Below are 12,713 nucleotides of genomic sequence, written 5' to 3' on the forward strand. Positions count from 1 at the left end.
TTGCGGAACGAGGCGTAGCCTCTTTTGTTCTGACCTTTAACGATCAAATAAGTCGTTAATATAATCTTCCCAGGTGATGATTTCATAGGTAAAATCAACGGTACCTTTTTTGCCGATAGGTGCAGGGTACCAGACGATCATGTAGTTCGTGCCTGTTATGAAGAAAGATTTTAATTTAATAGAATCTTTTTCTGTAATGTTAAAGGGATTCACACTATGTACATTATAGAATTTTAATGAACCTAATTTTTTCTCGTTGATGAATGTCACAGCGTATTCTACTTTGGTATCTTGAATCTGATCAATACTTAGGAATCCTTCTAATGAATCACAATTATGGCTATAGCCGATTTCATCTATGGCAATGTTGTCAATGAACCAGCCCGTATCGTTGTAACCAGCGTCCGTCATGTATCTAAAACCTACCAATACTTCCTGACCAGCATAGGTGGATAAATCAAAGGATTCGCTGCCCCAAGCTTGATCATTTCTGGATAAGCCAGGTAAATTGTTATAGATTTGAGGTGCTTGGTCATTCAATGGGAAGGTATCTTGACCAACGGTGTTTTCATTAGCAAGACTTGTCCATGTGTTGCCGTTATCTGTGGATACTTGAACCATGCCTGCATCCCACATAGGTTCTATATCAACAAAGGTATCAAAGGTAAGCACAGGACTTGATGCACCTGTTAAATCTGCTTTAAAGATTAATTGGTTATCCATGAGATGACCGTTATTACCCCAAAGAACCGTACCTTTTACAGGGTCTTCTTTGACTTGCCAAGGGATTGGCATGAATTCGATACCGTTGATTTTTATGTTGTGGATTGGACCATCAGCTTGGAGTACCTTGTAATCTGCTCCCCATGCAGGAACACCATCTTTATCAAAAGCAAGAGCGGATTCAAAATTAACATTCACATCGATACTGTCAAAATAGTAATCGCCCCAACCTGGAAGGAAAGTATCAATAGCAACAGCTATGCTAAAACGTCTAAATAACTCTTCAAAATCATAATCTTCACCTGCTTGGGCCAGCACTTCATTAACACTTTCAATCCCTTGCTTTTCGTTTCTGGCTAAAGTTTTAATAAAATCTTCACCAAGGGCGTCTTTGATATAGAGTTGAAGGAGATAGGCTTGACCATAGTCCGATAATGTTTCAGGACCGGTTGCTGCATCACCATGTTCATCCCAAGTCACTAAGGAATTCTCAGGCTTGTCTATGAATGCATTCACATGTGATTGTGGATGCGTACCGAAGCACAAGTATTCAGCGAAATCAGACATACCTTCATTCAGCCAAGTTTCTTCAGAAGAATCGTTATCGTCATGAATGAGATGCTGGAACTCATGGGCAACGGTACCAAACCATTCATCTAATCTTTCAGCCCAACTTCTTGCTGTTAGATTAATCACGTTACGATCAAAATAATCTTGATATCCTGGTGCATAGAAACCAGCTATAATAAGTGGATAACTTGGATTATGATAATATGTATCTCGGATGTTATCGACCAATAGGATAACGCGCTCTACGCCATCTTCTGCCACATAATAATCAGGTTCTAAGCCGATCATACCTGGAAGGGTTGCATGGTTACCAGTATGTGAATCCGTATCTCCAAAAAAGTCTGTATCCTTGGGATAGATGGTTTTATCAAAAACATCTACCACACGGTCCACTTGTTCTTGGGTGATTTCAGGTGTTGGACGATCATCAGGATATGTCAGGTCATCCGCTATCCATACTTCAATATGTTGACCTATGCCACGAAGGGTGTATGTTTTTAGGTAAGGAGAGCCAAGTTCATCATGACCGAGGAATATTTTATTTCCCCCATTAAAAGTGAAATTACCATTTTCCACAACTTTGGAGCGCATAAGGTTTATGTCATTTCTTTCAGCGAAGGATCGGATTTGCTTGTTTAATTCTTCCATAAAATCAGGATCTTTTTGGTTTGCTCTTAGTCTAGGACCAATATCGATAACATCGCCATAACGATTTGTGTCCCACTCATCTTCGACAGCTGCACTTACATAGGTTACATTAATGGCAAACAGCATACTTAATGTAAGTACCAAACTTAATACAATTTTAGTTCTTTTCATTACAAAATCCTCCTTAGTATATTTTCTAGGGTATTATCCAAGACAGCGTCTATAAGATAGACATATGTTTTTGCACAGGACAAGCCCCTAATATAATATATATGACAGAAGTGCTTAAAATAGTACATATTAACTCGAATTTTATGATAAATTAACGATTAATTAGAAAACGCTTTATATTCAAAAGATAAACCTTTATATATGCATTACAAATTAAATACATAAATTAATATATGTAATTATATAGGTGGTTTTATTATATTAAAGCATTAAATAAATAGAAAATTTACAAATTTTTACAATTACATTCTCTCCGTTTACCTTGGATATACAGTATGCTTTTTTTAGAGAATCCATAAATGACCATGTTGCCTTCTGATTATTTTATATAACATTAGAAATATTTATAGATTATAAGTAAAAAATCCATATGTTAGGCATAATATGTAAAGAGTAATGGTGAATGAGAAGGATATAAACGTCATATAGAGATAAAAAGAGAGGGATGATGTTAATGACCAGATGGGATTTGACGGCAGAAGAATTCAAAGAGGCTGTTTTGGAAAATATTAAAAATCAATTTAGAAGAACAATTGATCAGGCAACCAAAGAGCAGATATTTCAAGCCGTAGCTCTAGCAGTAAAAGATATTATTGTTGATGAATGGATAGAAACCCATAAAACCTACGAAACCAAAGACCCTAAGACCGTCTATTATTTATCCATGGAATTTCTAATGGGAAGAGCCCTGGGCAATAGTATATTAAACTTAAGAGTGTATGATGTGGTGAAGGAAGTCATGGACGCTTTAGACATTGACCTCAATATCATTGAAGACCAAGAACCAGACCCAGGTTTAGGTAATGGTGGGCTTGGACGATTAGCTGCATGTTTTTTGGATTCATTAGCAACACTTGACTATCCCGCTTATGGTTGTGGTATAAGGTACCGGTATGGTATTTTTGAACAACAGATTGTGGATGGTTATCAGGTAGAACGTCCTGATGAATGGTTAAAGAATGGTAATCCTTTTGAAATAAAAAGAGAAGAATATGGGGTTGAAGTTAAATTCTTAGGTAGCGTACGTGTTGTCAAGGAACCTAATGGACGGGATAAATTCATTCATGAAAATTACCAATCTGTTAGAGCGGTACCTTACGACATCCCCATTGTAGGCTATAATAATTATACGGTGAACACCCTGCGTTTATGGGATGCTGAAGCCATTAGAAAATTTGATTTAGAATCCTTTGATCGAGGTGAATACCACAAAGCTGTTGAGCAGGAAAATCTAGCAAAAACCATCGTCGAAGTACTCTATCCCAATGATAATCATTACCAAGGGAAAGAACTAAGGCTAAAACAGCAATATTTCTTTGTATCAGCAACGGTACAGCAGGTATTACGGAAATTTAAGCAGAAGCATACCCATATAGGATTATTACCAGAAAAAGTTGTTTTTCATATTAATGATACCCATCCTTCTCTAGCTATACCTGAACTGATGCGGCTATTGCTGGATGAAGAAGGTCTTGAATGGGATGAAGCATGGGCGTTGACGACGAAGACCTGTGCTTATACGAATCATACCATTATGAGTGAAGCTTTAGAGAAATGGCCCGTTGAGCTTTTTAGTCGTCTATTACCAAGAATCTATATGATTGTTGAAGAAATCAACCGTCGCTTTAATCATTTTTTGATTAAAGATTATATGGTGAAGAAAGAGCATCTCCACCGGATGGCCATTATAGCAGATGGTGACATTCGAATGGCCTATATGAGTATCGTTGGTAGTTACTCTGTCAATGGTGTAGCACGCTTACACACGGAGATTATTAAACAGGAAGTATTAAAAGATTTTTATCAAGTGTATCCCAATAAATTCAACAGTAAAACCAATGGTATCACCCAAAGGCGTTTTCTACTGCTTGCAAATCCAGCATTGGCAACCTTCATTACAGAGCGTATCGGTAGCGGATGGGTTACGGATTTACCTCAGTTAAAGGGGTTAGAAACCTATGTGGATAGGGAAGAAGACCAGAAGTTGTTCATGGCCATCAAACAGCATAATAAAGAACGGTTGGCTGACTATATAAAAGAACATGAAGGTATAAACGTAGACCCTCATTCTATTTTTGATATTCAAGTGAAACGACTCCATGAATATAAACGTCAGCTTATGAATATTCTACATGTGATGTACCTCTATAATCAACTAAAAGAACACTCAGACTATGATATGGTACCGCGAACATTTATTTTTGGTGCCAAGGCTGCACCTGGATACAGACGAGCGAAATTGATTATTAAACTCATTAACAGCGTAGCAGATGTGATTAACAATGACCCCAACATCCATCATAAGATTAAAGTGGTCTTTATTGAGAATTATTGTGTATCCAATGCCCAGATTATTTTCTCAGCAGCAGATGTAAGCGAACAGATATCCACAGCCAGTAAAGAGGCATCTGGAACGGGTAATATGAAGTTTATGCTCAATGGAGCAGTAACACTTGGTACCATGGATGGCGCTAATATAGAGATTGTTGAAGAAGTAGGTGAAGAAAACAGTTTTATTTTTGGCATGTCATCCCAAGAGGTCATTCGATTCCAGCACACAGGGGCTTATAACCCATGGGATATCTATAATAAAAACAAAGATATCAGGAAAGTGTTAATTCAGCTTATTAATGGGTATTATATGCCTGATGACCCAGATTTGTTCCGCGAAATCTATGACGCATTGTTAGATGGTGAAGGACAGCCGCCTGACCCCTATTATATTTTAAAAGATTTTGAAAGCTATAAAGAAGCTCAAAAAAAAGTAGATGAAGCTTATCGAGACAAAAAAAGATGGGCAAAAATGGCCATGTTAAACACAGCCAACAGCGGCAAGTTCTCGTCGGATAGAACCATTGAGCAGTATGCCACGGAAATATGGGGTTTGCAGAAAACACCTGTTGACATTAGAAAGTAATGGTAAAAAGGCCTGTCCTGATAAAGTCATACTGCTGACTTGAGATTAATATGAGAGAATAAGTATTTCAGACCCCTAAAGTCTGTATTTGATGATGTAACATGTTCATTTACTTGAAAAGGGGTCTGTTTTTTGTGTATGGGTTTTACGTTTAATCCCTTATGTTTTGAATGATATGAACAGCATGTTGCTTTTATAAGACAGCCCTTTTATGAAAAACTTGGTTTTTTATGCTCTTTTATGGTAGAATGACCCTAGAAATACATAGAGAAGATGTACCCTGGTACGGCATGTATATATGTGGAGCAATTAATCAGAAGCTTAATGGGGTGGCGTTTATGAAAAAAGTAGAATTTAACAGCATATGGGCTAAAATAAGTATTGGCTTCATGATTATTCTTGTTCCCATATTTATATTAGGTTACATGTCCCAAAAGTTAGCAGCCGATGAGTTAAAGCAGCAAACCATACAATCCACCATGAGTACCATCCATCAAACATCTAAAAATGTAGATAATATTATGACATCCATACAAGAGCTCTATAAGCAAATAAGTGTGGATCCTCGATTTCAGATGTACCTCGCATCGAACTTTCAAGCATTATCGGACTATGACCAGCATAAAAAAAATAGTGACATGGAAGATATTTTTATTGAATACGCCAATACGAACTTGTACATATCTAAAATCATCCTATTGGTAGATGAAAAAAAGTATGTGTTCCCTCATACGAACGGCAGCTCTATGTCCCGTGACCATATGATTCATTACATTCAACAAGCAGCATGGTATAAGGATGCCGTTGATAAAAAAGGTAAACTTGGCTGGGTAGGCAGACATACAGAAATAGATGAGCTGTTTCATAGTGATGACCTTATTCGAGACTATGCCATGTCAGCAGTGGGTATGGTAAAGAATTACCCTGTAAAAAAAGAAATGGGTATACTGGTTTTTAACATTAACCCAATCAATATCCGCCGAGTATTAGAAGGTGTTCATCTAGGGTCGAATAGTGAGGTCCATCTCATAAGCCCAGATGGAAGAGATATTTACTTAAGAAGCCGTGATAATAAGATGATCATGACCATGGAGAATACCTTTAACAATGAAGAATTGTTGAACGCCACTGATAAAAAAGGATTTTCTTATGAAGACTATCATGGTAAAAAGCACTTAATGATCTATGAGAGTATTGGCGATACAGGATACATGGTAGTGGGTCTTATTCCCGAATCCCATTTAATGCAATCCTCAAAAAAAATAAAAAACCTTACATACGGTCTTATTTTTTTCATAGGCCTATTGGTCATAATTATCGGTTTCTATATCGTACCAAGAAGTATTTCAAATAGGATAAACGTGCTTATTCAAAAAATGATTAAAGTTGAACAAGGGGATTTGGTCATTACGCAAACCATTGATAGCAATGACGAGATCGGTATAATTGATAGGCACTTTAATAAAATGGTCAAAAAACTGGAGGCTCTTATACAAGATAATTATGTAAAGCAGTTAAAAAAGAGAGAGGCAGAGTTAAATGCTCTGCAATTTCAGATTAACCCGCATTTTTTGTATAATACCCTGGAAATTATGAATGCCATTGCTTCTGTTCATAAATGTTATGCTATATGTGACATCAGTGAAAACCTTGGTGAGATGTTTAGGTATAGCATTAGCTCGGATACCAGTGACTTTGTAAATCTTAGTGACGAACTCAGTCATATTAAAAACTATATTAATATTCAAAAGGTTAGATTTGGAGACCGGTTTGAAGTATATTATGATATTGAAGAAGGTATCGAAGAAACGAAGGTACTAAAATTCATCCTTCAGCCTATCGTGGAAAATGCCATGACCCATGGGTTTTCAAAGGACATGGAAAAAGGTTTTCTTGAAATTGCAGCCTTTAGAGATAAGCATAAACTGATTATACAGGTATTAGATGATGGCTGCGGTATGGATAAAGATGAAGTCATAAGGCTAAACAAAGCCATAAATGAAGGAACAGAATCCCTATTCAGTGGTGATAAAAGCATTGGCCTAAAAAATGTCAACATGCGTATTAAGCTGGCATACGGACAGCAATATGGGATATATCTATTCAGTGGGGAAAATGAGGGCACCCGGGTGATCTATACGTTACCCATCTGTGAAGAATACTTGTTAGACGACAATAAACGGATCAAGGAGTGAGCATGGTGTATAAGATTTTAATTGTGGATGATGAAAAATGGATACGGAAAGGTATTATGTCAAAATTGCAGCATCACCAATACACATTTTCTCATGTTTATGAAGCTGAAAATGGCGTAGTTGCCCTTGAAATAATTGAAAAAGAACAACCGAATATTGTCATTACAGATATAAAAATGCCCTTAATGGACGGCATTGAACTCATGAAAGCAGCAAAAGCCTATACGGATATTAAATTTATTATCGTCAGCGGGTACGCAGACTTTGAATATGCAAGACAAGCCATTGAGATGAGTAGCTATGGTTATATCTTAAAACCTATTTCCGATCAAAATTTTACACGGGTCTTAAAAAAAGCCATGGATGATCTGGAGAAGAAAAGAGATATTCACCTATTGATGCAAGAGAAAAAGGTACTTGAGGAAAATAATCAAGCCTACATGCTCAATCAGCAACTTAATCAGGCTTTTCACAACAATGTAACCATGTCCATGGATCCCTACCGTTATTTTGTTTTAGGCATACTGCATGTCCATACAACTGGACCCCATGGGACAAAAAAAACGAAACCGGTGATACATACCATTAAAAAGCATCTAAAAGATGATGTGAGTAAAATGGACTCACCCATCATCCTAGCGGATAATTATAATAACCGGCATCAAATCATGGTGTTACTGATGGGTGATGATGCGGTGACATTATACAAACAAAGCCAGAAAACCTTTATCCACCTCTTCAATGGACTAAAGAAATGGTTTGATGAACCCATTGCCATTGGTCACAGTCACCCTAGACAAGACATAACGAACACGTTATACAAGCAAGCCATGAATGCATTAGGATACCGTCTGAATAAAGGGTACAATAGAATATATACCTATTCAGAGGAACAACATGATGTTGATCTTCCAAAAGAAAAAATAAACCTTCTTAAGCATTACATTGAGGGAGGTCATACAGGGGGTATTCAAGATATATTACAAGATATCTTTTCACTAAAGTCCCTTAAAAATGCCACTAGCAGACATGTAAAACAATGTTTTATGACCATATGGAACCAATTTTATCAGGCGTGTAAAGATAAGCAGATAAAACACAATCATGTGATAGACAGCACATTTAATAGTGAAAAGCTTTTCAATCAGTTTGATGATTTGCCTGCTTTAACATCATACTTATACACCACCATCGTTGATGTATTAGCACTAAGCAATGATAGCAATAACCTGGACATGGATAACATCAACAAAGCTAAGGCATACATTGAAAAACATTATAGAGAAGAAATTACCGTAAAAGACTTAGCCCATCAGTTAGCCATGAACCCCAACTACTTATCCTCTGCATTTAAAAAAGAAGTAGGTAAATCCTTTAAATCCTATCTAACAGATAAACGCATAGGAGAAGCCTGTCAGCTACTACTAGAAACAAAAGCTAGTGTAGCCCAGATATCCCAAAGCGTCGGTTACGTAGACCCTCAATATTTTTATCGTGTGTTTAAGAAACATATGGACGTAACCCCCCTAGCCTATAGAAATAAAAATCGATGACCGCCATCATATCATGATCTATCTTAAGGGTGCTATTAGTTAACATATAATAGCTCTTTTTTATCTTATAAAAGTTCTTGAATTTAGCATATGAGAAGTATTTTCTTATGCTATTAAGATACTTTTCTAACCACAATTCCGCTTAGCGGAAGAAGGTGCAGTCTCTTATGTCTTTACAAAATCAAAATTCAAATATCGAGTGGAGATTGTATAGGGGAATATGGAGCTGCGAGCCACGGACGGCGAGCTCAGCAGTTTAAACACGGACGTTTAACCTGCTGACGTAATATTCCCCTATACAATTGGAGCGACCGTTTGTATATATAATGTAAAGCAAACGTTAAATATAACCATTATGAGAATTATCCATAGGCAAAATAAGATTTATCCATTATCTTAAAGCCCATTACTCCTTATAATAAAATTAGTTAACACATCAAGTGGCTAAGAAAGGAGGAGCTAAGTGAAAAAAAAGTCGACATTTATATGGTATCTATTTTTAACGCCCACACTCATTGGTATAGCCGTTTTTATGATCTATCCTATTTTTGAAGCCTTCCGTATCAGTTTTTTTATGTCAAATGGGACAGTTGAAAAATGGGTGGGATTAAAAAACTATAGTCAAGTTCTACAATCAAAAACATTTTGGAAAGCAGTATACAATACCTTTTTTATCGGTTTTTTTCAACTGGCAATATCCATCCCCTTGGGTTTTACACTAGCTAGTCTGATTAATGGCTTAAAATGGGGAAAAGACTTTTTTAAATCTTTATTTTTTATTCCTTATATCACGTCTATTGTTGCAGCAGCTATGGTATTTATGTATGTACTTCATCCAGAGATGGGTATATTAAACTTTATATTGGCGAAGGTTGGATTACCTACATCAACTTGGTTGGCACAACCACAAACAGCTCGGTGGGGAGCTGTGGTACTTGCAGTATGGCATGAACTAGGATTTGTTGTGGTCATCAGTCTGGCTAATTTACAGACCATTCCCCGTCAACTCTATGAAGCCGCCGAAATAGATGGCGCTAATCGTTTTCAGAAGTGGTTATACATCACCATACCTAAAATGAAATCAACATTTGCCTTTTTTATTGTCATGGGGTGGATTGCAAGTTTACAAAGATTTTCAGAGACTTACATTTTAGGAGGGCTTCAAGGCAGTCCTATGCGTTCTCTCTATACAATTGTCGGTTTTATTTATGAAAGAGGCTTTGGAGGCAACGAATACGGTATTGCATCTGCTGCAGCCTATATTCTGTTCATGATGATTTTAGTGTTCACATTATTTAACATTAAACTATCCAAACTAAAGGTATAACCAAACAATGGACAATCACTATCGTAAAAATCATGAAAAAGGAGGATATCATGAAGAGTAAAAGATTTAAAGTAAGTAACATGCTCATCTATCTCATGCTTTTCATACTGGGATTACTCGTTATATTACCATTCCTTTGGATGATTTCTGTCAGCTTTGAAAGAATGGCTAACGTGCAACCACCTTTTCCACCAAAGCTCATTCCAGAAAAAATATCCTTGTTTAATTACAAGAGCGTATTTGAAAATGGTTATTTGCTGAAAGCCTACTTCAATTCCTTTATAACGACCATCTCGTCGGTAGGTCTTAGCATCGGTTCGGCTATTTTAGCTGGTTATGCATTTTCCAAAGGTAAATTCAGAGGGAAGAGATTAATTTTTATTTTTGTGTTATCAACCATGATGATACCCCTTCAAACCCGATTGATCCCCATGCATAAAATGTTCTTTAACTTTGGATTACTCAATACATTTTGGCCCATTATCTTACCTAATATTTTATATGGGTTTGGCATCTTACTCAGTAAGCAGTTTTTTGACCAGCTGCCCAATAGCCTAAGAGAAGCTGCCAAAATTGATGGAGCAGGTGAGTTTGCAACATTTTTCCAAATTTTTATGCCCCTTACGGGACCCATCACAGCAACCATGATTATACTAAGCTTTATGGCGAACTGGAATTCATTTTTATGGCCTTTAATCGTCTTAACCAATCAGAAAATGCGAACGGTACCCCTCTTTTTGGCTACATTTTCAACAGAAAGCGGGGAAAGAATGGCAGGTTTAACTATGAGCTTAGCGAGTGCAAGCATTATCCCCATTTTACTTGTGTTCTTATTACTCCAAAAGTATATCATAGAAAGCGTAGCCCTTAGTGGCACCAAAGGCGAGTAACTTGTTTTATATGAATAACTTAGTCTTTCATACCAAGTGAAGTAAGAGCATGTCATAATTAAAAAATCTAATAGGTTGGATTTAAATTATGAAATCTCTCAAATATAAGAAAAGGAGACATATGAAATGAAAAAAAGAATCGTTGAGAAAAAGTTTGTTTTAATCATGTCACTTATATGTGTTTGCTTAACTCTCCTAGCAGGTTGTGGAAAAAAAGAAGAAGATACTGGAGGAGAACAAAAGCAGACCAGTAATGGCCAGACAAACGATGATAGCAATAAGTGGTCAGGCACCGTTAAGGTTCAGTTAATTGGAAATTGGGCAATGGACGCAACTACAGATCCAATAACAGGACAAAAACGTAAGGGTGTAGATGTTCTAAAGGATGAGTTTGAAAAAAGATACCCTGGGGCAACCCTGGAATTTATTCTTATGGGATGGGACAGTTACACACAGAAGACTCAAGCTATGCTGACTGTTGGCGAATGTGATGTTTATCAAGCACCAGGTATTGCATCATTTGCCGTACAAGGCTTGTTAGAGCCCTTGCAACCCTATATTGAAAAAGACAACTTTGACTTAAACACGTACATCAAAGGCCAAGTAGAAGGATGGAAAGCCATGGGACCAGATGATAAGGACTTGCAAATCTACGGCCTGCCTGTACTGGGTGATACAAGGGTCATCATGTATGATACCAAAATATTCGATGATTGGGGTGTGGTGTACTTATCCGACAACCCAACACTTCAAGAGCTAGAAGAAAAAGCAGCTAAAATGACAGGCAAAAATCCCAAGACAGGAGATATGAATTATGGATTGTCTTGGAAAGGTAAAGACTCTGCGGATACCATGGTAAATATCGCTGAATTAAAAGGCGGTTCATGGGGAGAAGGCTTTAAACCAAATGAACTAACCTTTAATTTCAATTCAAAAGCCTTTGTTGAAGCTTCAAACTGGTTATTGGATATGAAAAAATATGCCCCAGAAGGTATTGTAACGGGTCAAGGTCTTGAAAAATGGGGAACAGAAAATAACAATATTGCCATACATCTTAGAGAATTTCCTGGTAATGTGATAAACTTTGATAAAATAGAAGGCTTAGAAGGCCGCTATAAAATAACGAAATTATTCATTAATGAAAAAGAGGGCATGGGTGGTATGTTTGCTGGAAGTCCCTTTGTTATTGGAGAAAACAGTAAAAACAAAGATTTAGCATGGGAATTCTTAAAATTCTCAAGCAGCGACTTCTATCAACAATTTATCCTAGAGGAATATCAACAAGTACCTTGTGTGAACTCCGCATTCGAATGGGAAAGTATCAAGTCATCTGACAACATGACGGTCATGTTGGATTCCATGCAATACCTATGGACACCAAGATATCCCTATCGTGCAGGGCAGCCACGTTATATTCTTACGGATGCTGTAGAAAGATTCATGTTAAATGATGCCACAGTGGAAGAAGCATTAGCTGATGCTCAAAAAGAAGCTGATGATTGGGTAAAATCTTTAAATTAATAGAAGGATGAAGTTGTAATCAATAAGAGCTGTCATAATGGTGGTCGTGTTATAAGCTGGAAGTGTCATATGATGCTTATAACATCCATCCATAAGGTGACAGCTTTTTTGATAATGCTGTTGATAGTCTTGTGGCGA

Annotated in this window: 7 protein-coding genes; 6 read left to right on the forward strand and 1 reads right to left on the reverse strand. The window is 36.9% G+C overall.

Annotated elements, in window-relative coordinates; all coding sequences use genetic code 11:
- Positions 1-36 precede the first annotated feature (36 nt).
- Positions 37-2,112 carry a choice-of-anchor J domain-containing protein gene (locus HZI73_RS03595; RefSeq protein WP_212696894.1) on the reverse strand — a complete coding sequence of 692 codons (2,076 nt, stop codon included), beginning with the start codon at positions 2,110-2,112 and terminating at the stop codon, positions 37-39.
- Positions 2,113-2,626: 514 nt separating this feature from the next.
- Here HZI73_RS03595 and HZI73_RS03600 point away from each other — a divergent pair.
- The 6 genes from HZI73_RS03600 (at position 2,627) to HZI73_RS03625 (ending at position 12,575) form a co-directional block, all read left to right on the forward strand.
- The gene (locus HZI73_RS03600; RefSeq protein WP_212698690.1) at positions 2,627-5,089 is read left to right on the forward strand and encodes a glycogen/starch/alpha-glucan phosphorylase; all 2,463 of its coding nucleotides are present in this window, start codon (positions 2,627-2,629) and stop codon (positions 5,087-5,089) included.
- Positions 5,090-5,427: 338 nt separating this feature from the next.
- On the forward strand, positions 5,428-7,284 hold the full coding sequence (locus tag HZI73_RS03605; RefSeq protein ID WP_212696895.1) for a cache domain-containing sensor histidine kinase: 1,857 nt from the start codon (positions 5,428-5,430) through the stop codon (positions 7,282-7,284).
- A 2-nt stretch (positions 7,285-7,286) separates the two neighbouring features.
- Positions 7,287-8,837, forward strand: coding sequence for a response regulator transcription factor (locus HZI73_RS03610; RefSeq protein ID WP_212696896.1), 1,551 nt, complete (start codon positions 7,287-7,289; stop codon positions 8,835-8,837).
- Positions 8,838-9,300: 463 nt separating this feature from the next.
- Entirely contained in the window at positions 9,301-10,164 is an 864-nt protein-coding gene (locus HZI73_RS03615; RefSeq protein ID WP_212696897.1) for a carbohydrate ABC transporter permease, read from the forward strand.
- A gap of 50 nt (positions 10,165-10,214) precedes the next feature.
- Positions 10,215-11,054: a carbohydrate ABC transporter permease gene (locus HZI73_RS03620; RefSeq protein ID WP_212696898.1), complete on the forward strand. Its 840-nt coding sequence runs from the start codon at positions 10,215-10,217 to the stop codon at positions 11,052-11,054.
- Between the two features lie 126 nt (positions 11,055-11,180).
- Positions 11,181-12,575 (forward strand): extracellular solute-binding protein, encoded by a 1,395-nt coding sequence (locus HZI73_RS03625; protein ID WP_212696899.1) that lies wholly within the window; start codon positions 11,181-11,183, stop codon positions 12,573-12,575.
- The last annotated feature ends 138 nt before the right edge of the window (positions 12,576-12,713 follow it).

The organism is Vallitalea pronyensis (genome assembly GCF_018141445.1).
GTDB lineage: Bacteria > Bacillota > Clostridia > Lachnospirales > Vallitaleaceae > Vallitalea > Vallitalea pronyensis.

Coding starts and splice junctions, on each gene's coding strand:
- HZI73_RS03595 (WP_212696894.1), bottom strand. CDS start 2,112: ATGAAAAGAACTAAAATTGTATTAAGTTTGGTACTTACATTAAGTATG.
- HZI73_RS03600 (WP_212698690.1), top strand. CDS start 2,627: ATGACCAGATGGGATTTGACGGCAGAAGAATTCAAAGAGGCTGTTTTG.
- HZI73_RS03605 (WP_212696895.1), top strand. CDS start 5,428: ATGAAAAAAGTAGAATTTAACAGCATATGGGCTAAAATAAGTATTGGC.
- HZI73_RS03610 (WP_212696896.1), top strand. CDS start 7,287: ATGGTGTATAAGATTTTAATTGTGGATGATGAAAAATGGATACGGAAA.
- HZI73_RS03620 (WP_212696898.1), top strand. CDS start 10,215: ATGAAGAGTAAAAGATTTAAAGTAAGTAACATGCTCATCTATCTCATG.
- HZI73_RS03625 (WP_212696899.1), top strand. CDS start 11,181: ATGAAAAAAAGAATCGTTGAGAAAAAGTTTGTTTTAATCATGTCACTT.